Origin of the sequence: Buttiauxella izardii, assembly GCF_003601925.1 — a bacterium.
GTDB lineage: Bacteria > Pseudomonadota > Gammaproteobacteria > Enterobacterales > Enterobacteriaceae > Buttiauxella > Buttiauxella izardii.
Map to the genome: position 1 here is coordinate 65,084 of NZ_QZWH01000006.1, position 20,035 is coordinate 85,118.

At 50.9% G+C, this 20,035-nt stretch carries 19 protein-coding genes; 16 read left to right on the plus strand and 3 right to left on the minus strand.

What is annotated here, in order from left to right:
- The first annotated feature begins 109 nt into the window (after positions 1–109).
- From acpP to ptsG, 8 genes are all read left to right on the plus strand, one after another.
- Entirely contained in the window at positions 110–346 is a 237-nt protein-coding gene (acpP, locus tag D6029_RS03335) for an acyl carrier protein (protein ID WP_034456161.1), read from the plus strand.
- Positions 347–433: 87 nt separating this feature from the next.
- Positions 434–1,675 (plus strand): beta-ketoacyl-ACP synthase II, encoded by a 1,242-nt coding sequence (gene fabF, locus D6029_RS03340; protein ID WP_120063406.1) that lies wholly within the window; start codon positions 434–436, stop codon positions 1,673–1,675.
- A gap of 112 nt (positions 1,676–1,787) precedes the next feature.
- A complete protein-coding gene (pabC, locus tag D6029_RS03345; RefSeq protein WP_120063407.1) occupies positions 1,788–2,588 on the plus strand; it encodes an aminodeoxychorismate lyase in 801 nt (266 codons plus the stop codon).
- A gap of 10 nt (positions 2,589–2,598) precedes the next feature.
- Positions 2,599–3,621, plus strand: a complete 1,023-nt coding sequence (yceG, locus tag D6029_RS03350) for a cell division protein YceG (protein WP_120063408.1) — start codon at positions 2,599–2,601, stop codon at positions 3,619–3,621.
- The gene (tmk, locus tag D6029_RS03355) at positions 3,611–4,249 is read left to right on the plus strand and encodes a dTMP kinase (protein ID WP_120063409.1); all 639 of its coding nucleotides are present in this window, start codon (positions 3,611–3,613) and stop codon (positions 4,247–4,249) included. Before yceG ends, tmk begins: the two co-directional genes overlap by 11 nt.
- Complete coding sequence (gene holB / locus D6029_RS03360) at positions 4,249–5,256, plus strand: DNA polymerase III subunit delta' (protein WP_120063410.1); 1,008 nt, start codon at positions 4,249–4,251, stop codon at positions 5,254–5,256. Before tmk ends, holB begins: the two co-directional genes overlap by 1 nt.
- A 10-nt stretch (positions 5,257–5,266) precedes the next feature.
- A complete protein-coding gene (locus D6029_RS03365) occupies positions 5,267–6,061 on the plus strand; it encodes a metal-dependent hydrolase (RefSeq protein WP_120063411.1) in 795 nt (264 codons plus the stop codon).
- Positions 6,062–6,362: 301 nt separating this feature from the next.
- Complete coding sequence (ptsG, locus tag D6029_RS03370) at positions 6,363–7,796, plus strand: PTS glucose transporter subunit IIBC (protein WP_120063412.1); 1,434 nt, start codon at positions 6,363–6,365, stop codon at positions 7,794–7,796.
- A gap of 75 nt (positions 7,797–7,871) precedes the next feature.
- Here ptsG and fhuE read toward each other — a convergent pair whose 3' ends face one another.
- Positions 7,872–10,064 (minus strand): ferric-rhodotorulic acid/ferric-coprogen receptor FhuE, encoded by a 2,193-nt coding sequence (gene fhuE / locus D6029_RS03375; protein ID WP_120063413.1) that lies wholly within the window; start codon positions 10,062–10,064, stop codon positions 7,872–7,874.
- Between the two features lie 323 nt (positions 10,065–10,387).
- Between fhuE and hinT the strand changes: the two genes are divergently transcribed.
- From hinT to D6029_RS03415, 8 genes are all read left to right on the plus strand, one after another.
- On the plus strand, positions 10,388–10,744 hold the full coding sequence (hinT, locus tag D6029_RS03380; RefSeq protein ID WP_120063414.1) for a purine nucleoside phosphoramidase: 357 nt from the start codon (positions 10,388–10,390) through the stop codon (positions 10,742–10,744).
- A gap of 4 nt (positions 10,745–10,748) precedes the next feature.
- The gene (locus tag D6029_RS03385; protein WP_120063415.1) at positions 10,749–11,123 is read left to right on the plus strand and encodes a YcfL family putative periplasmic lipoprotein; all 375 of its coding nucleotides are present in this window, start codon (positions 10,749–10,751) and stop codon (positions 11,121–11,123) included.
- Positions 11,124–11,178: 55 nt separating this feature from the next.
- The gene (gene lpoB, locus D6029_RS03390; RefSeq protein WP_418230242.1) at positions 11,179–11,775 is read left to right on the plus strand and encodes a penicillin-binding protein activator LpoB; all 597 of its coding nucleotides are present in this window, start codon (positions 11,179–11,181) and stop codon (positions 11,773–11,775) included.
- Positions 11,753–12,583 carry a thiamine kinase gene (gene thiK / locus D6029_RS03395; protein ID WP_120063417.1) on the plus strand — a complete coding sequence of 277 codons (831 nt, stop codon included), beginning with the start codon at positions 11,753–11,755 and terminating at the stop codon, positions 12,581–12,583. Before lpoB ends, thiK begins: the two co-directional genes overlap by 23 nt.
- A 15-nt stretch (positions 12,584–12,598) precedes the next feature.
- The gene (gene nagZ, locus D6029_RS03400) at positions 12,599–13,624 is read left to right on the plus strand and encodes a beta-N-acetylhexosaminidase (RefSeq protein WP_120063418.1); all 1,026 of its coding nucleotides are present in this window, start codon (positions 12,599–12,601) and stop codon (positions 13,622–13,624) included.
- Positions 13,625–13,666: 42 nt separating this feature from the next.
- The gene (ycfP, locus tag D6029_RS03405; RefSeq protein WP_120063419.1) at positions 13,667–14,209 is read left to right on the plus strand and encodes an alpha/beta hydrolase YcfP; all 543 of its coding nucleotides are present in this window, start codon (positions 13,667–13,669) and stop codon (positions 14,207–14,209) included.
- A 226-nt stretch (positions 14,210–14,435) separates the two neighbouring features.
- Positions 14,436–15,740, plus strand: coding sequence for an NAD(P)/FAD-dependent oxidoreductase (locus tag D6029_RS03410; protein WP_120063420.1), 1,305 nt, complete (start codon positions 14,436–14,438; stop codon positions 15,738–15,740).
- Positions 15,741–15,956: 216 nt separating this feature from the next.
- The gene (locus D6029_RS03415; RefSeq protein ID WP_120063421.1) at positions 15,957–16,493 is read left to right on the plus strand and encodes a glycine zipper 2TM domain-containing protein; all 537 of its coding nucleotides are present in this window, start codon (positions 15,957–15,959) and stop codon (positions 16,491–16,493) included.
- Positions 16,494–16,535: 42 nt separating this feature from the next.
- On the opposite strand, the gene D6029_RS03420 is transcribed toward D6029_RS03415, so the two are convergent.
- Together D6029_RS03420 and D6029_RS03425 are read right to left on the minus strand one after the other, a co-directional pair.
- Positions 16,536–17,564, minus strand: a complete 1,029-nt coding sequence (locus D6029_RS03420; protein WP_120063422.1) for a Gfo/Idh/MocA family oxidoreductase — start codon at positions 17,562–17,564, stop codon at positions 16,536–16,538.
- A gap of 139 nt (positions 17,565–17,703) precedes the next feature.
- Positions 17,704–19,893, minus strand: a complete 2,190-nt coding sequence (locus D6029_RS03425) for a TonB-dependent siderophore receptor (protein ID WP_167455972.1) — start codon at positions 19,891–19,893, stop codon at positions 17,704–17,706.
- Positions 19,894–20,035 lie beyond the last annotated feature (142 nt).

A 20,035-nucleotide genomic window follows, 5' to 3' on the forward strand; every position in this document is an offset into this window, starting at 1 on the left:
TAGCGTAAAATCGTGGTATGACCTGCCGGGATTTAGTTGCATCTTTTTCAACATTTTATACACTACGAAAACCATCGCGAAAGCGAGTTTTGATAGGAAATTTAAGAGTATGAGCACTATCGAAGAACGCGTTAAGAAAATTATCGGCGAACAATTGGGCGTTAAGCAGGAAGAAGTTATCAACTCCGCTTCCTTCGTAGAGGACCTGGGCGCTGATTCTCTTGACACCGTTGAGCTGGTAATGGCTCTGGAAGAAGAGTTTGATACTGAGATTCCGGACGAAGAAGCTGAGAAAATCACCACCGTTCAGGCTGCCATTGATTACATCAACGGTCACCAGGCGTAAGTGAACATCTCCAGGCGGTCATTCGACCGCCTGAGTTTTATCTAATTGTCCCACTAGTAATATTTTTTCCCTCCCTGGAGGACAAACGTGTCTAAGCGTCGTGTAGTTGTGACCGGACTGGGCATGTTGTCTCCTGTCGGCAATACCGTAGAGTCTACCTGGAAAGCTCTCCTTGCCGGTCAGAGTGGCATCAGCCTAATCGACCATTTCGATACTACCGCCTATGCAACGAAATTTGCTGGCTTAGTAAAGGATTTTAACTGTGATGACATCATTTCGCGCAAAGAACAGCGCAAAATGGATGCCTTCATTCAATATGGAATTGTTGCTGGCCACCAGGCCATGCTGGATTCTGGTCTGGAAGTAACGGAAGAGAATGCAACCCGTATCGGCGCCGCTATCGGTTCTGGTATTGGTGGTCTGGGTCTTATCGAAGAGAACCACTCCTCGTTGGTCAACGGTGGTCCACGTAAGATCAGCCCATTCTTTGTGCCGTCGACTATCGTGAATATGGTGGCAGGTCACCTGACCATTATGTTCGGCCTGCGTGGTCCAAGCATTTCCATTGCTACAGCGTGTACTTCTGGTGTGCATAACATCGGTCAGGCAGCGCGTATGATCGCTTATGGCGATGCAGACGCGATGCTGGCAGGTGGTGCAGAAAAAGCCAGTACTCCGTTGGGCGTGGGTGGCTTTGGTGCTGCGCGTGCGCTTTCTACCCGTAATGAAAACCCACAAGCGGCGAGCCGTCCGTGGGACAAAGACCGTGATGGCTTTGTACTGGGTGATGGTGCTGGCATGATGGTACTCGAAGAGTACGAACATGCTAAAAAACGTGGCGCGAAAATCTACGCAGAAGTCGTTGGTTTTGGTATGAGCAGCGATGCTTATCACATGACTTCTCCGCCAGAAAACGGCGCGGGTGCGGCACTGGCCATGGAAAATGCTCTGCGTGATGCAGGTCTGACTCCGGGCATGGTGGGCTATGTGAATGCGCATGGCACCTCAACACCTGCTGGCGATAAAGCTGAAACGCAAGCGGTTAAGACTATTTTTGGTGAAGATGCCTACCGTGTTCTGGTGAGCTCAACCAAGTCTATGACCGGTCACCTGTTAGGGGCTGCTGGAGCGGTAGAGTCAATCTTCTCTGTTCTTGCACTGCGCGACCAGGCTATTCCGCCAACCATTAACCTCGATAATCCTGACGAAGGCTGCGATCTGGACTTTGTTCCACATGAAGCGCGCCAGGTGAAAGGAATGGAATACACTCTGTGTAATTCATTCGGGTTTGGTGGTACAAACGGCTCGTTGATCTTTAAAAAGGTCTAAGTCGTTATATAAAGGGCTCGCTTGCGGGCCCTTTATACATCTAAAGTTTCTCCCTCTTGCTGCAAATCCTTCGCACTGGCACTCTTAACTCACAGAACATTGAGGAATTGTTATGTATTTAATCAATGGTGAGTGGACGGAGAATTTACCCGCAAACGATCGTGCCGTGCAGTTTGGTGATGGTTGTTTTACGACTGCGCGTATCAGCAATGGCGAGGTCAAATTTTTAGACCAGCATCTTATCCGTTTACAGCAAGCCTGCGAAAAACTCCTTATTCCATTCGTCGAATGGTCATTGCTGAAAAGCGAGATGCTGCAATTAGCCGCGACGGAAAAGCTGGCCGTGCTGAAAGTTATCATTACGCGCGGCAGCGGCGGGCGAGGGTACAGTGCGGCGAATTGCCAGCAACCGACACGCCTGCTCACTGTTTCTGCTTATCCTTCTTTCTACCCACAATGGCGCGAACAGGGCATCACCCTGGTATTAAGTCCCATTCAACTGGGTATTAATCCGCAGCTTGCGGGCATTAAGCACCTCAATCGCCTCGAACAAGTGCTGATTCGTACGCATCTTGAACAGACGCTTGCGCAGGAAGCGCTGGTTCTTGACAGTGATGGGTGCCTTACGGAATGCTGTGCCGCGAATTTATTCTGGCGTAAAGGCACCCGGGTATTTACGCCCTATGTAGATAAATCTGGTGTGAATGGCACCATGCGCCAGCATATTATTGCCTGTCTTGCCGACTCACCGTGGCAAGTGACGCAAGTGCGAGAAAAATTAGACACGCTGGCACAGGCTGACGAAGTGCTAATTTGCAACGCATTAATGCCAGTTGTTCCTGTTAAACAAGCGGAAAACTGGCGATTTGAATCTCGTGAGCTTTATCAATTTTTAGCACCACTTTGTGAGTAACCGATTAACGATGAAAAAGATGCTCCGTTTCTTTCTGCTGCTGTTAGTGGTGTTGGGTATTGCGGCAGGCGTTGGCTTTTATAAAGTCCGCCAGCTTGCCAACAGCCATTTGACCATCCAACAAGAAACCATATTCACCCTTAAAGCAGGCACCGGCCGGCTGGCGTTAGGGAAGCAATTATATGAAGAAAAGCTGCTCAATCGCCCACGAGTCTTCCAGTGGTTGCTGAAAATTGAGCCGGATCTTGCCAGGTTTAAAGCGGGCACTTATCGCTTCACGCCGCAAATGACCGTGCGCGATATGCTCAAACTACTCGCCAGCGGTAAAGAAGCGCAGTTCCCAATCCGTTTTGTTGAAGGCACTCGTCTGAGCGACTGGTTGAAACAACTGCGCGAAGCACCATACATTCAGCACACGCTAAAAGATGACAGCTATGCCACCGTTGCCGAAGTTTTGAAATTCGAGCATCCGGAATGGGTCGAAGGCTGGTTCTTCCCGGATACCTGGTTGTACACCGCGAATACCACTGACGTTGCGTTGCTCAAACGCGCCCATGAGCGAATGGTCAAAGCGGTACAAACGGCGTGGGATAGCAAAAAAGACGGCCTGCCATACAAAACGCCAAACGATTTGGTCACCATGGCCTCGATCATCGAGAAAGAGACGGCGGTTGCTGCAGAACGTGACCAGGTGGCATCGGTGTTCATTAACCGTCTGCGTATCGGCATGCGTTTGCAAACCGATCCGACGGTAATTTACGGCATGGGCGAAAGCTATAATGGTAAGCTGTCGCGCAAAGATCTGGAAACCCCGACGCCGTACAACACCTATGTGATTAGCGGTATGCCACCGGGGCCAATTGCTATTCCTGGTGATGCGTCGTTAAAGGCGGCGGCTAATCCTGCAAAAACGCCTTATCTCTATTTCGTTGCGGATGGAAAGGGCGGACACACATTTAATACCAACCTTGCAGCCCACAATCAGGCTGTGCAGGTCTATATCAAAGCGTTGAAGGACAAGAATGGTCAGTAAATTTATCGTCATCGAAGGGCTCGAAGGAGCAGGGAAAACTAACGCGCATAACGTGGTGGTTGCGACCTTAAAAGAGCTGGGCGTCACCGATCTGGTGTTCACGCGTGAACCTGGCGGCACTCCGCTGGCAGAAAGATTGCGCGAACTGACGCTGAACAACAAAGGTATCGGTGATGAAATCGTAACCGATAAAGCCGAAGTGCTGATGTTCTACGCAGCACGTGTGCAGTTAGTGGAAACAGTCATCAAACCGGCGCTGGAACGCGGCGCGTGGGTGATTGGCGATCGTCATGACCTCTCGACTCAGGCCTATCAGGGCGGCGGTCGTTGTATCGATCAGCAATTACTGATGGCGCTGCGTAATACCGTGCTCGGTGATTTCTACCCGGACTTGACGATTTATCTCGATGTGACGCCGGAAGTTGGCCTGAAGCGCGCCCGTGCGCGTGGTGAACTTGACCGCATTGAGCAGGAATCTATCGACTTCTTTAACCGCACTCGTGCGCGTTACCTCGAACTTGCCGCCGCTGACAGCCGTATCCGCACGATTGATGCAACACAGACGCTGGATGCCGTTTCACAAGACGTGCGTAATGCCGTTCTGGAATGGGCTAAGGGGCTGGCGTAATGAAATGGTATCCATGGTTACGCGCACCTTTTGAGCAAATCCTCAGCCAGTATCAGGCTGGGCGCGGGCACCATGCGTTACTGCTTCACTCGTTATCCGGCATGGGAGATGACGCGCTAATTTACGCACTCACGCGCTGGATAATGTGCCAGACGCCGCAAGGTAATAAAAGCTGTGGTCAATGCCGTAGTTGCCAGTTAATGCAGGCTGGCACACATCCTGACAGCTATATCGTTGCGCCGGAAAAAGGTAAATCGAGCCTCGGCATTGATGCTATCCGCGAAATTACTGAGAAGCTTTACAGCCACGCCCAGCAGGGCGGGGCGAAAGTCGTCTGGCTGGAAGATGCAGGCTTGCTCACTGAAGCGGCGGCGAATGCTTTACTAAAAACGCTCGAAGAACCGCCAGCTAACACCTGGTTTTTCCTCGGTTGCCGCGAACCGGCGCGTTTACCCGCCACTTTACGCAGCCGTTGCCTGTACTGGTATTTAACGCCGCCTGACGAAACTTTTGCCCTGGCCTGGCTGGCCCGTGAAATATCGCTCGATAGCGCACAGCTTCGTGCGGCATTGCGCTTGAGTTCTGGCGCTCCGGCTGGCGCGTTGGCATTGTTGCAACCTGAGTCGTGGAAACATCGCCAACTGTTGTGCGACAAACTTAACGAAGCCTGCGCGACAAAAAATATGCTGGCGTTCCTGCCCGCATTAAATAGCGACGATGCCGCCGTTCGTGTCCATTGGTTATGTTCGCTGTTGGTTGATGCACTCAAATGGCAGCAAGGCGCGAAATCCTGGCTGACGAATGACGATCAACACGCTCTGGTGGCAAATCTGGCTAACAGCGCGACACCTGCCATGCTGCAAGCTATCCTTCATAATTGGTTTAATTGTCGCGAATCGCTGCTGAGTGTCGTGGGCGTGAACCGCGAATTATTGCTAACTGAACAATTACTCACCTGGGAGCGCGTTATGCAACCCGGTGCAGTCCTTCCGACCTTCCATCTTTAAGAGTATCTGTATGTTCCTCGTTGACTCACATTGCCATCTCGATGGTCTCGATTATCAATCCCTGCATAAAAGCGTGGATGACGTTCTGGAAAAAGCTGCCGCGCGTGATGTGAAATTCTGCCTTGCCGTTGCGACAACGCTTGAGGGTTATCGCAACATGCGCCAGTTGGTGGGTGAGCGTAATAACGTGGCGTATTCGTGCGGCGTCCATCCGCTCAATCAAGCCGAAGATTATGACGTTGAGGAACTTCGCCGTCTGGCCGCCGATCCGGGCGTGGTCGCGATGGGTGAAACAGGGTTGGATTACTTCTACACACCGGAAACCAAGCCGCGCCAGCAGGAATCGTTCCGCCATCACATCCAGATTGGTCGCGAACTCAACAAGCCCGTGATCGTACATACCCGTGATGCCCGCGCCGATACGCTGTCGATTCTGCAAGAAGAGAAAGTGACAGACTGTGGTGGGGTACTACACTGTTTTACTGAAGACACAGAAACTGCTGGAAAATTGCTCGATATGGGCTTTTATATCTCTTTCTCCGGCATTCTGACCTTCCGTAATGCGGATCAGTTACGGGATGCAGCGCGTTATGTGCCACTGGATCGCATATTGGTAGAGACAGATTCTCCCTATCTTGCGCCAGTGCCACACCGTGGTAAGGAAAACCAACCGGCAATGACGCGCGACGTAGCCGAATATATGGCGGTACTGAAAGGGGTTTCTCTTGAGGAATTGGCTGTCGCGACGACCAAAAACTTCGCCACTTTGTTCCATATTCCTGACTCCCGCTTGCAATCTGCCTGATAATTCAGACTTATTTTAAAGCTCGTAATTAATTATCGAAGCGAGTAAAGTGCACCGCCACAAAAAGGGCGGTGCAGGCTATTTTCGTAACATTTAGACACTCATAATGTAAACTTATGAAAGTTTTTCATATAGGCTTTGGATAAATGTGATAGCCGTCAAACAAACTTTTGTCGATTTATTTTACTCTGCGTAATAAATCAAAAGGCACTTAGATGCCTGTTAATGGACTGGATCTCCCCCCAGTCCGATGCGCATAACGCGTAAAAAAAAGCACAAATACTCAGGAGCACTCTCAATTATGTTTAAGAATGCATTTGCTAACCTGCAAAAGGTGGGTAAATCGCTGATGTTGCCAGTATCCGTACTGCCTATCGCAGGTATCCTGCTGGGCGTCGGTTCTGCAAACTTCAGCTGGCTGCCAGCAGTGGTTTCTCATGTTATGGCGGAGGCGGGCGGTTCAGTATTCGCCAACATGCCGCTGATCTTTGCTATCGGTGTGGCATTAGGCTTCACAAATAACGATGGCGTTTCTGCATTAGCCTCTGTGGTTGCCTACGGCATCATGGTTAAAACCATGGCAGTCGTTGCACCGCTGGTTCTGCATTTACCTGCTGAAGAGATCGCATCAAAACACCTGGCTGATACCGGTGTTCTGGGCGGTATTATCTCGGGTGCCATTGCAGCCTACATGTTTAACCGTTTCTACCGCATCAAGCTGCCAGAATACCTGGGCTTCTTCGCTGGTAAACGTTTCGTGCCGATCATCTCTGGTCTGGCTGCGATCTTCATGGGCGTTGTGCTGTCCTTCATCTGGCCTCCAATCGGTACGGCTATCCAGACCTTCTCACAGTGGGCTGCTTACCAGAACCCGGTTGTGGCATTCGGCATCTACGGTTTCGTAGAGCGCTGCCTGGTACCGTTCGGTCTGCACCACATCTGGAACGTTCCATTCCAGATGCAAATTGGTGAATACACCAACGCTGCAGGTCAGGTATTCCACGGCGATATCCCACGTTACATGGCAGGCGACCCAACTGCGGGCAAACTGTCTGGTGGCTTCCTGTTTAAAATGTACGGTCTGCCTGCTGCTGCTATCGCAATCTGGCACTCAGCGAAACCTGAGAACCGTGCAAAAGTCGGCGGTATCATGATCTCCGCTGCACTGACCTCGTTCCTGACCGGTATTACCGAGCCAATCGAGTTCTCCTTCATGTTCGTTGCTCCAATCCTGTACATCATCCACGCGGTGTTGGCAGGCCTGGCGTTCCCAATATGTATCCTTCTGGGTATGCGTGACGGTACTTCCTTCTCTCACGGTCTGATTGACTTCATCGTGTTGAGCGGAAACAGCAGCAAACTGTGGTTGTTCCCAATCGTAGGCCTGTGCTACGCAGCGATTTACTACACCGTGTTCCGCGTGCTGATTAAAGCACTTGACCTGAAAACTCCAGGTCGTGAAGACGCGACTTCAGAGACGACAACCACTTCCACAAGCGAAATGGCTCCAGCTCTGGTAAGCGCGTTCGGCGGTAAAGAAAACATCACTAACCTGGATGCGTGTATTACCCGTCTGCGTGTTAGCGTGGCCGACATTTCTAAAGTCGACCAGGCTGGCCTGAAGAAATTGGGTGCAGCAGGTGTAGTCGTAGCTGGTTCAGGTGTTCAGGCAATCTTCGGTACTAAATCCGATAACCTGAAAACTGAAATGGATGAGTGGATCCGTAACAGCTAAAAAGTAGTTGGGGAGAACTAAAGGAGGCCATTGGCCTCCTTTTTTTATTGCCGAAATTTAGGTTTTGTAGACGAGTTAGAAAGTATAATTCGCGCTAACAGAGAAGTTACGCGGTGCGCCGTAGACAATCCCGCGGCTATCGACGTTGGTGTCGTAGGATTTATCAAACAGGTTATCGACGTTGGCTTGTACTGAGAAGGCTTTCGTCACGTTATAACGGGCGAACAAATCAACCAGGGCGAAGCTGCCTTGCTCTGAACGATAAGTGCCGCCAGGAACAGGAACATCAGACCACACATGGTCTTGCCAGTTCACGCCACCGCCCACGGCAAGTGCCTGGAGCATTGGCAGACGATAGCTGGTAAACAGCTTGACGCTGGTACGCGGCAGGTTAGGGTTGACCGCATCACCTTCACTGTCTTCTGCAACGTAGCGCGTTGCACCAAACGTCATCTGCCAGTTATCCGTCAGCGCGCCATTCACTTCAAATTCAACGCCACGGCTTACCGTGCCGTTGGCTTCGCGATAAGCCGTTTCACCGTTAGTCCCCGGAATCACTTCACCGGTAGATTGCGCCAGATGATCCTGCTCGATGCGGAAAACGGCCATCGACGTGGTCAGCCTGCTGTTCATCCAGTCTGCCTTCAAACCGGCTTCGTAGTTATTGCCGGTAATAGGCGAAAGGTATTTCTGCTCCATATCGCGCTGAGTTTGCGGCTTGAAGACCGAGGTGTAACTGGCGTAAGTCGACCAGGTATCGTTGATATCAAACACCACGCCAGCGTATGGAGAAGTATTATTTTTCTCAAGTTGTTGGTTCAGCGTGTCCAGATTGTATTTAGTATATCGAGCGCCAACGATCAGGTGCAGCGGATCGGCAAGGGTAATGCGGGTCGCCATATAGGCCGATTTTTGATGAATGGTATCTTTCTGCGCCAGGCTTAACGGGCTCCAGTTGGTTTCAGGGAAATCACCGGTGTAGTCGTTGTAATTCCCCAGCTCCGTGTCGGCGATATTGGCCCATGAACTGTAGTAAGTATTGTTCTGGTGCGTGTAACTAGTGCCGATCATCAGTTCATGCTGGCGGCCAAACAGCTCATATGAACCGTTGGCAAAAGTATCTATCGCATCAACTTTACGCTTACCGGTGTTATAGCCGGTGCCGCCAACATACGGATACGACGGGCCATACGGGCTGACCAACATGCCGCTGGTTTTATCAACCAGGCCATCCAGGTAAAGCTGCTGGCTTTCCATCGTTGTTTCCGTATGAGTGGCGTTGAACGTGAGTTGCCAGTCATAACCCAGCTTTTGTTTGATGGTGGCGAAAGTACGCTTTGATTCTTTGTCGTTGTAGGCCCAGTCAGGCGCGGCACTGTAGCTGCGGTCAGGATCTGTTTTGCTGCCATCGGTGTACCAGCGTGGAATACCGCCCCAGGTTGGGCTATTCACATTGGTTTCCTGGTAGTCATATCCCACCGACAGGGTGGTCGCATCGCCCAGGTCGGCATCCACAACGCCATAAAAGAATTTTTTCTTCTGGTTATAACGGTCAACCCAACTGTCGTTGTCCTGATAACCCGCGACCATGCGCCCACGAACATTGCCGTTGTCCGTCAGCGGGGTGGACAAATCTGCCACATAACGTTGTTTATCCCAGCTTCCGTATTCCGCTGAAACGCTGGTGGTAAATTCGCGGCTGTCAGCGTGTTTACGCACCATGTTAATCGCCGCCGAAGGGTTGCCCGATCCCGTTGTCAGGCCGTTAGCCCCACGCACCACTTCAATGCGTTCATAAATGGCCGTATCAGAAATGGCGTCGCCGAGATTCCAGTTGGACTCAAACAACGTCGGGATGCCATCCACCATAAAGTTATCAATGGCAAAACCGCGCGCGTAGTAAGTGGCGCGGTCTGAATCGGCATAAGTTTCACTGATACCTACCGTATTACTCAGCACGTCGCCGATGGATTCCAGCTTCTGATCTTTCATTCGCTGTTCGCTGATAATGCTCACAGACTGAGGAATATCGCGCGGCACTAACAACATTTTGGTGCCGCTGGTCGTCGTTTTCACGCTGTAATCTTGTGCATCTTCAGCCGCGCTGGCGTTAGTCTGCGCGGCTTCAACCACCAGAGTTTCTTCACTATTCTTTTCTGCTGAAAACGCGGTGGAAGGGATAAGTGCGAAGGCGATACAGGAAGCCAGCGTAGAGAGTGTGCAGGCAGGCGCGTGCCGTCCATCCCTGGTAGAAATGGTGAAAGACATCATAAACCCTTAATCAATGTTGGAAGTTGTGTCCCAGTGCCAGTGAAATCCGGTCACTAAGTACATTGTGTTTTGCATATCTCATTTGAATGAAAATGCAAATGAGAAATATACGCATTCGTTCATGCGGTGTAAACATTTGTTACACGCCAAATGAAATGTTGTTTTGATAACGGATAAACGAGGGGAATTACGGCATCGGCGGTAATTTCATCGCCAAAGGGGAAATAAAGAAATAATGGGTTAAGGTTGAAAGAGGGTGAGTAACTCGCTCATACTCTTACGTTATGCCCGTCACACAATGAATAAATAAAGGTAACGTCATGGCCGAAGAAACTATTTTCAGCAAAATTATCCGCCGCGAAATTCCGGCAGATATCGTTTATCAAGATGAGCTAGTCACTGCATTCCGCGACATATCGCCCCAGGCTCCAACTCACATCCTGATTATTCCTAATATCCTGATACCAACGGTTAATGATGTCACCACAGAACATGAACTGGCTTTAGGGCGCATGTTGACTGTTGCGGCTAAAATTGCAGAGCAGGAAGGGATTGCCGAAGATGGCTATCGTTTGATCATGAACTGTAATCGCCATGGCGGGCAGGAAGTTTACCATATCCATATGCACCTGCTCGGTGGCCGCATACTGGGGCCTATGCTTGCGCACAAAGGATAAGTTAATGAAAACTCACTCGCTGTTATTACTTCTCACCGCCGTATTGATGGTGGGTTGTAGCTCAAAACCGGCCATTCCTGTCAACGATGGGCAATCGCTGGTGATGGAAGCCTCGGTGCTGGCAGCGGGGATCAGTGCTGAAAAACCAGATATTTCAAATGACAATGGTGCCACCGTTTCACGTAGTGAGTTGTATAATGAGCAGTCTAAGCCGGTTGTCATTACCTATCGTTTTTATTGGTATGACGCAAAGGGGTTGGAGATCCATCCTCTCGAACAACCGCGCACGATTACGCTACCAGCAAAATCCAGCGTTTCGGTGTCATCTATCGCCAGTTATCCAGACGCACGTAAAGTCCGTCTTTATCTCTCTTTATAAGGGGTGAATTTTGATTAAGGGAATCCATCGATATCTGGTCATTCTCGCTGCGGCGATGATTTTATCAGGGTGTATTAATCGTGGCGAAGCACCAGCACCTGTGGAAGAAGTTAAACCGACTCCGCAGCAGCCTGTAGAGCCAGTGCCGACCGTTCCAACGGTGCCGACTGTGCCGACTCAACCTGGCCCAATCGAGCAGCCGCAACCGACTATTCCAGCCACGCCAAAAGTCCGCAACTACGACTGGAGCAGCGCAATGCAACCGATGGTCGGGAAAATGCTGCAGGCCGATGGAGTGACCGCGGGTGGCGTACTGCTGGTGGACAGCGTTAATAACCATACCAATGGCTCGCTGCAAACCGGCAAAGCAACAGAATCTTTGCGCGGGGCGCTGGCGAACAACACTAAATTCACCCTGGTTTCTGCGCAGCAGCTTTCAATCGCGAAACAAGAGTTGGGTTTATCGCCACAAGACAGTCTCGGTTCGCGCAGCAAAGCTATCGGTATTGCCCGTAAAGTGGGCGCGCAATACGTTCTTTACAGCAATGCCAGCGGCAACGTGAATGCGCCAACGCTTAAAATGCAGTTGATGCTGGTGCAAACCGGCGAAATTATTTGGTCAGGTAACGGTGCAGTTCAACAAACCCAATAATTCAACGCTGCAAAGTGTGATTAAACAGTATCTTCCGGCGGCTCAGGCCGCCGGTTGCGTTTCTGCGCTTGAAGGATTGAGCGGCGGCAGTCTGCATTTCAGTCTCGGCGAGGATGAATATGTCGCCAGGGAACAGCCTGATTCCCCCATGCCGGGTGTTTCCCTCAAGCGGCAATATCGCGCCTTAATGCATTTGACTCCTGGCATCGGCCCGCGCCCCGTTTGCCAGGCCAAAGGCTGGTTAATCGTCGAATGGCTCAATGGCGAAGTGAAATCGGAACTCCCCTCACTGCAATCGCTAACTTCATTGTTGTATGATTTGCACCATCATGCCTGTTTTGGCTGGCGAATCAGTCTGTTGCCGGTGCTTGAACATTATTGGCTCAGTGCCGCGCCGGAAAGAAGAACGTTGCTCTGGCTACGGTTACTTAAAAAGATGAAGCGGCGGGGCGAGCCTAAACCGCTGCGTCTGGCTCCGTTGCATATGGATGTCCATCCGGGCAACCTGGTGCGCAGTCCAGCCGGTCTGAAATTGATCGACTGGGAATATGCCGGAGACGGTGATATCGCGCTGGAACTTGCCGCCATTATGGCTGCCAACAATATGGGTGATGATTCGCTGATTAAAGCCTACGCACAGTTGAGCCATATCTCGCTGGAAACGCTAACCCGTCAGGTTGCGCGCTGGCGGCCATGGGTCATTATACTGATGGCATCCTGGTATGAATGCCGCTGGCGGCAAACGCAGGACAGAATATTTATAACTCTTGCAGATGAGGCCTGGCGCCTGCTGCGGGACAAGAACTAATTAAGAGAGGTAGATGTGGGCCCGGTAATGTTAGATGTGGCAAGCTTTGAGCTGGATGCCGAAGAACGCGAAATCCTCAAACACCCGCTGGTCGGTGGGCTGATTCTGTTTACCCGCAACTATCACGATCCCGAGCAATTGCGTGAGCTGGTGCGCCAAATCCGCGAAGCCTCGCGTAATCGCCTGGTGGTGGCTGTCGACCAGGAAGGCGGGCGCGTTCAACGTTTCCGTGAAGGTTTTACACTCTTGCCAGCGGCACAATCTTTTGCCGCATTACACGGTCTGGAGCAGGGCGGCAAACTGGCTGAAGAAGCGGGCTGGTTGATGGCGAGTGAAATGATTGCCATGGATATCGACATCAGCTTTGCGCCGGTTCTGGATATCGGCCATATTAGTGCCGCGATTGGTGAGCGTTCATACCATGAAGATCCGCGCAAAGCGCTGGCGATGGCGACTCGATTCATCGACGGCATGCATGCGGCTGGCATGAAAACGACCGGCAAACATTTCCCGGGCCACGGTGCAGTGACCGCTGATTCGCACAAAGAAACCCCGCGTGACCCGCGTGAAGAAGCATTGATTCGTGAACACGATATGCAGATTTTCCGCACGCTGATTACTGATAACAAACTCGATGCGATTATGCCCGCGCACGTTATCTACACCGATGTTGACCCGCGCCCGGCCAGCGGTTCCACGCACTGGCTAAAAACTGTATTGCGTGGCGAACTCGGCTTTAACGGCGTGATCTTCTCTGACGATTTGTCGATGGAAGGGGCAGCGATTATGGGCAGTTATGCCGAGCGCGGACAGGCATCGCTGGATGCAGGTTGCGATATGATCCTGGTCTGCAATAATCGTAATGGTGCGGTTAGCGTGTTAGATAACCTGTCTCCGGTCAAAGCAGAGCGTGTTACAGGTTTGTATCATAAAGGTTCATTTACCCGCCAGGAGCTGATGTCGTCAGCGCGCTGGAAGGAAGCAAACCAGCAACTTGAGGCGCTGCATGAGCAGTGGCAAGCCCACAAGGCGGGTCTTTAACTCCTCGGGCCAACTGGCCTGAATTCGTGTGGTGAGGATGCAATGATTATCTATTTACACGGTTTCGACTCCAACAGTCCCGGTAACCATGAAAAAGTGCTGCAACTCCAGTTTATCGACCCGGACGTGCGGCTGATCAGTTACAGCACGCGGCATCCGAAACACGATATGCAGCATTTGCTTAAAGAAGTCGACAAAATGCTGCAACTCAGTGCCGATGAGCGCCCATTGATTTGTGGTGTGGGATTGGGCGGTTTTTGGGCCGAACGTATCGGTTTCTTGTGTGATATTCGCCAGGTGATCTTTAACCCGAATTTGTTCCCGCAAGAGAACATGGAAGGGAAAATCGACCGACCTGAGGAATACACCGATATCTCGACCAAGTGCGTGCAAAACTTCCGCGAGAAAAACCGCGATCGCTGCCTGGCAATTTTGTCGCATAATGATGAAGCGCTGGATAACGTGCGCGCCGCAGAGCTGTTGCATCACTATTATGAAATTGTATGGGATCAGGAACAGACCCATAAATTCAAAAATATCTCACCACATTTGCAACGTATAAAAGCCTTCAAAACGCTGGGCTAAAATACGTCTCAGACAGGGATTTTCGAAAGGGTCAGCCATGCGCTGGCCCTTTTTGTTTATCTTTTCGGCATAAAAATTTGATGCATATCAATTTTGGTATGACCAATACACCATCCATGTTATTCTTTGGTCACATTAGTGAGTTTGTTTAGGTAACTTGTTGTTAATTAAATGCTATTTACATAACCTTTAATTAACAATTGGTTAATATTTTAAGGGGGTCATTTTGACTACGCCATTAAGAAAAATTGTCATTGTCGGTGGTGGTGCTGGCGGACTTGAACTGGCCACTCAGTTAGGGAAGAAACTGGGTCGTGGTAAGAAAGCGAAAGTTACGCTTATCGACCGTAATCACAGCCATTTATGGAAACCATTGCTGCATGAAGTGGCAACCGGTTCACTGGATGAAGGTGTCGATGCGCTGAGCTACCTGGCTCATGCACGTAACCATCATTTCCAGTTCCAGTTGGGTTCTGTGGTTGATATCAACCGCGAAAGCAAAACGCTGACGCTGGCAGAACTGCGTGACGACAAAGGCGAATTGCTGGTTCCTGAGCGTAAGATCCCTTACGACACTTTGGTGATGGCGCTGGGCAGTACTTCCAACGACTTCAACACGCCGGGCGTGAAAGATAACTGTATCTTCCTCGATAACCCGCATCAGGCGCGTCGCTTCCACTCTGAAATGCTGAATCTGTTCCTCAAGTATTCTGCAAACCTCGGTGCCAGCGGCAAAGTTAACATCGCAATCGTCGGCGGTGGCGCAACTGGCGTTGAACTGTCTGCTGAACTGCATAACGCGGTCAAACAGCTGCACAGCTACGGCTATAAAGGTCTGACTAACGAAGCGCTGAACGTGACGTTAGTCGAAGCGGGTGAACGTATTCTTCCTGCGCTGCCGCCACGTATTTCTGCGGCCGCTCACAGCGAATTGACCAAACTCGGCGTGCGCGTTTTGACGCAAACCATGGTGACGTCTGCTGATGCTGGCGGCCTGAATACTAAAGATGGTGAATATATCGCTGCAGACCTGATGGTTTGGGCTGCGGGTATCAAAGCGCCAGACTTTATGAAAGATATTGGTGGTCTGGAAACTAACCGTATTAACCAGTTGGTGACCGAGCCTACGCTGCAAACCACGCGTGACTCGGACATTTACGCCATTGGTGACTGTGCATCTTGCGCTCGCCCGGAAGGCGGTTTTGTGCCTCCACGTGCGCAAGCCGCGCACCAGATGGCATCGCTGGTTCTGGCCAACATTCTGGCGCAGATGAAAGACAAACCGCTGAAATCTTATATTTACAAAGATCACGGCTCGCTGGTTTCGCTGTCTAAGTTCTCAACCGTCGGTAGCCTGATGGGCAACCTGATGCGCGGTTCGATGATGGTCGAAGGGCGTATGGCGCGTTTCGTGTACATCTCTTTGTACCGTATGCACCAGGTCGCACTTCACGGATATTTCAAAACCGGCCTGATGATGCTGGTGGGCAGTATTAACCGGGTGATTCGTCCGCGTTTAAAACTGCACTAATTCCGTTTCAGTACGCACTTCAAACCCGGCCTCGCGCCGGGTTTTTCACATTCAAAAGCAGCATAAAAATCCATAAATGAGCGATTCATGCTTAGGATTTCTCTCAAACACATAAGTTTTGCGTATGTTTCCGCACTTTTCATCCGTTGTCTGATTTGTCTAAAGCGGCCTCAGGCTGCAAAATTGTAAGCAATTGCACAGTCAGGAGGATGTCCTGTGAATAAATCAATGTTAGCGGGTATAGGTATCGGTGTGGCCGCAGCACTGGGTGTGGCGGCGGTTGCCAGCATGAATGTTTTTGACCGTGGCCCTCAGTACGCACAGGTGGTGTCAGCGACACCTATCAAGGAAACGGTAAAAACGCCACGTCAGGAATGTCGTAATGTGACAACCACACATCGCCGTCCCGTTCAGGATGAAAACCGTCTGCTCGGTTCAGCGCTAGGTGCGGTGGCAGGCGGCGTGATTGGCCATCAGTTTGGTGGCGGACGCGGTAAAGATGTGGCGACAGTTGCGGGTGCGCTGGGCGGTGGTTACGCGGGTAACCAGGTGCAGGGCGCGATGCAGGATAACGACACCTACACCCAGACGAATCAGAAATGTAAAACGGTCTACGACAAGTCAGAAAAAATGCTCGGCTATGACGTGACGTACCGCATTGGCGATCAGCAGGGCAAAATCCGTATGGATAAAGACCCTGGCACGCAGATCCCACTGGATGATAAAGGCCAGTTAGTATTAAGCAAAATTTAACGATTAAAACGATCAGGCCCATCTTGCGAGATGGGCTTTTGCTTAATGGTTACCGCGTAACTGTTGTTGCAGTTCCAGTAGGGCGGTGACTTCAGCTATCCGGCGCTGCGTGTAGGCCGGTACTTCATCTGGCGCTCGTAAAAACAGTCTTTGATCACCAAACACCACGTCCTGTAAACATCGATCGTATAACGGCCCCGCGACAAGTACGCGTTCGGTTCCCTTCTCAGAAATCCGCTCAACCACTTCATTCATTCCTTCACGGTCGATATTAATAATCTGCCCGTCATGAAGATGAATCCGCATCCCTTTTTGCCCGCCCGCAGGCCCGGCATATTTGTTGAGATGCAGCGTAAATGGAATGCCGCTCAGCGTCCCGGTTAACAGTGCTTCACCTTCCGCTGTCGTGAAGTCGCCTGTCGCAATCGCATTCCCCAGACGGTCGCGTGCGTAACTCAGCTTAACGGTGAGCTGGTCATCGCCACCTAATTGATGAACGGTCTCACGCATCATCGCGAGCGTATGAGTGCCGATATCAACAATGACGCCGTCAGGATGGCGCAACTGACGTGTATCTTCTTCTCCCGTCGCGAAGTTCAGCGCTATCGGTTCGCCCGCCGCATTAAATCCACTCGGTTCCAGTAAAAATCCTTCGATGCACTTTATTTCATTGATGTTGTGAATATGATTGCTCGCCTGAGTGCGAACCATCCAGTGATCCAAAGCCAGAACACGAGCCGCGTTTTGCTGATTTTTGAGTAAAACCTGAAGTATGCCCAGTTGCTCGAGCGTCGCCGTGACCGGTTTTTCAACCACTATCGCGGGAATATCACTTTGCAAGACGCGTTCGAGTACGGGGAGGTGTTGCAGAGATGACGTCGTGATTAGCACCACATCGAGCGGCTTTGCCAGCAGTTCATCAAGGGAATCACAACGAATGATGCCTTCAATCTGGCGCGTTGGGGTTGCGTCATAACCGTAGCATTCAAGAAGTGGAAGAGAGATGCGGCGCAGTGCCGGGAGATACGCTGTTTCGATGACCGAACCTAAACCGATGAAACCTGCCAACATAATCAAACCCTGCCAAATATAAACTACATCAATAATTAGAGTCCCTATGTTTTAAATGACTACTGGGTTTTGGTCGAGCAGGATTTTGTGTGCGAGCGTAAAAAACAGGCTGGTTTTTAGCCAGCCTGTTTTGCGGTTATTAGAATTGCAGTGAGTAGTTCACGCCGTAAGTGCGTCCACGGCCTTTGTATTCATACAGCGATGGGCTGCCGTAAGTTGGGCTGTAGAGCAGCGGTGCGCGCTGGCCCCAGACGGTGGTGTAATCTTTATCCAGCAAGTTTTCGATGCTAAAGCTGAGTTTACCCAGCGGCAGTGCGTAGCTCCCGATAAAGTCGACAGTGTTGTAGCCGTTGATTTTATTGTCGCTGGCATCGGTCAAATCAAACGTCTGTTGGCTCTGAACGCGCAGGCTCCACGGTTCTGGTGCCCAGCCTACGTAGGCAGTCGCTTTTGACGGGCTGGCGTAAATGACATCCCATTTCTGCCATTTGCCGTCTACTTTGGTTTCAGATTTCAACACATTGAAGTTAACGCCCGTGCTCCAGTCGGAGTCTGGAATAAAGTAATCCACAGCGCCTTCAACCCCGTAAATGCGGCGTTTGTCATCTTCCACGTTGATGGTCATATCTGCGCGGTTGATGGAGATAGATTTGTCCGACAGTGAATAGTACGCCGCAACCTGAGTGCGCAGACTGTCACCCGAATAGCGCCACCCCAACTCATAAGAATCGACCTTGATCCCCTGAAGTTTTGACTGGGCGACGTTCACACTGTTCACCAGTTGATAGTGGCCGTTGAGCAGGCGGTAAGTGCCGTTACCGTAATATTTGCCAGGGTCTGGCAACTCCACACCTTGCGAGAAATTAAACCAGGCCTGCTGGCGCTCGGTGATGTGCATGAGCACGCCAGCATTGAACAACGCATTGTCGTAATCGGTGGTGCCGCCAGGAATGGAATCCGCCGACTGAGCAATCCCATTGGCAATCCCTTGCTGCTGGGTAAAGCCAACAAAATCATCAACTTTGTTTTCAGTCCACTGGTAACGAACGCCGCCGCTTAATGTGAACAAGTCGCCGATGTCATAGCTGGTTTGCATGAATGGCGCGAGGTTAGTGATGCTGTAGCCCGGATAGCGGCCAGTAGTGTAAATGCTTTGGTTATTCAGGCCACCGGAGGCGTTGGCTTTTGCCAAATCAAAGAACATCTGGTTCGAGTTAAAGCTCTCGTGATCCGCATCCACGCCGTAAGTGATCTGCCAGCCATCGAGCGGTTGGCTGGTCAACGCCAGTTTTGCACCGTACTGATCGGTATCCTGCTGCGAGGCCGAGAAACTGGTCACGGCACCACGCGTAAGGGTGGGGAACGGATAGAACGTCAGGGACTCATCGCGATAATAAATCTGCCCAACCAGCTCCTGGCCGAGGAAATCGGTATTGGAATATTGCAGGCTAATCAGGTGGCGCTCGGTGCCGGGAATACGATCTGAATTAAGCTGATTGCTAACGAATGCGTCGCCGTTGCCGGTCACTGCTGAGAAATTCTCGCCAAGGTTTAGCCCGTAATCGTCATCGCCCTGGCTCTTATAATATTGCGTCACCAGCTGCAATTGCTGGGTTTCATCAATATTCAGCGTGCCGGTGCCCATCACATCTAAACGATCAGAATACTGCAAACCGGTTTGGGTATTATCGAGTAGCGTCTGGTCGCCATTGCCGTCAAACCAACCGCCAAATTTCTGATATGCCACGGACATTCGCCCGGATGCGTGCTCGTTACCACCAGAAACGGCAGCGGCAACGCGTTCATCATGATCTTTACTGCTGTTGAAACCAGACTTGATACCGGTTTCAAATTCCATCTGTGTTTCAGGCTGGCCTTTTTTGGTGACGATATTAATCAGGCCACCGGTGCTGCCGCCGCCGTACAAAGACGTCGCGCCGGAAATCACTTCAATGTGTTCGATATTGAACGGGTCGATGGAATCAAGCTGGCGGCTATCGGTACGGGATGAATTCAGACGAACCCCATCCACTAACACCACGATAGAACGACCACGCATGTTCATGCCGTAGTTGGTACGACTTTGGCTGCTGACATCAAGCCCTGGAATTAACTGTGCAAGCGCGTCTTTCAGCTCCTTGCCACCCTGGATTTGTTGTTCGAGTTCCGTGCCTTCGATCACCCAGGTCGTTTGCGCCATTTCTGCCACCGTGCGGTGCATGCGGTTGGCGGAAACCAGAATATTTTCTTCTGAAGTTTGCTGTGCGAAAGCCGGAGCCATCATCGCCAGAAGCAGCGGGTAAAGCACCCAGCGCGCATTTCTATGCATCATCATCATTCCTTAGATGGAAATAATTAACATTTGAAAATGTTTTGAAATATCTACGCGCTGAATTTTGCCGATAACAGTTCTCATTATCAATCGCAATTGCTAGTATTTCTTAAATAAATCTTATGAATAATCACATGAT

What these genes read in the sequence shown, in the direction of transcription:
- acpP (WP_034456161.1), top strand. Translation starts at nt 110, where the DNA reads ATGAGCACTATCGAAGAACGCGTTAAGAAAATTATCGGCGAACAATTG.
- pabC (WP_120063407.1), top strand. Translation starts at nt 1,788, where the DNA reads ATGTATTTAATCAATGGTGAGTGGACGGAGAATTTACCCGCAAACGAT.
- yceG (WP_120063408.1), top strand. Translation starts at nt 2,599, where the DNA reads ATGAAAAAGATGCTCCGTTTCTTTCTGCTGCTGTTAGTGGTGTTGGGT.
- tmk (WP_120063409.1), top strand. Translation starts at nt 3,611, where the DNA reads ATGGTCAGTAAATTTATCGTCATCGAAGGGCTCGAAGGAGCAGGGAAA.
- holB (WP_120063410.1), top strand. Translation starts at nt 4,249, where the DNA reads ATGAAATGGTATCCATGGTTACGCGCACCTTTTGAGCAAATCCTCAGC.
- D6029_RS03365 (WP_120063411.1), top strand. Translation starts at nt 5,267, where the DNA reads ATGTTCCTCGTTGACTCACATTGCCATCTCGATGGTCTCGATTATCAA.
- ptsG (WP_120063412.1), top strand. Translation starts at nt 6,363, where the DNA reads ATGTTTAAGAATGCATTTGCTAACCTGCAAAAGGTGGGTAAATCGCTG.
- fhuE (WP_120063413.1), bottom strand. Translation starts at nt 10,064, where the DNA reads ATGTCTTTCACCATTTCTACCAGGGATGGACGGCACGCGCCTGCCTGC.
- hinT (WP_120063414.1), top strand. Translation starts at nt 10,388, where the DNA reads ATGGCCGAAGAAACTATTTTCAGCAAAATTATCCGCCGCGAAATTCCG.
- D6029_RS03385 (WP_120063415.1), top strand. Translation starts at nt 10,749, where the DNA reads ATGAAAACTCACTCGCTGTTATTACTTCTCACCGCCGTATTGATGGTG.
- lpoB (WP_418230242.1), top strand. Translation starts at nt 11,179, where the DNA reads ATGATTTTATCAGGGTGTATTAATCGTGGCGAAGCACCAGCACCTGTG.
- ycfP (WP_120063419.1), top strand. Translation starts at nt 13,667, where the DNA reads ATGATTATCTATTTACACGGTTTCGACTCCAACAGTCCCGGTAACCAT.
- D6029_RS03420 (WP_120063422.1), bottom strand. Translation starts at nt 17,564, where the DNA reads ATGTTGGCAGGTTTCATCGGTTTAGGTTCGGTCATCGAAACAGCGTAT.
- D6029_RS03425 (WP_167455972.1), bottom strand. Translation starts at nt 19,893, where the DNA reads ATGCATAGAAATGCGCGCTGGGTGCTTTACCCGCTGCTTCTGGCGATG.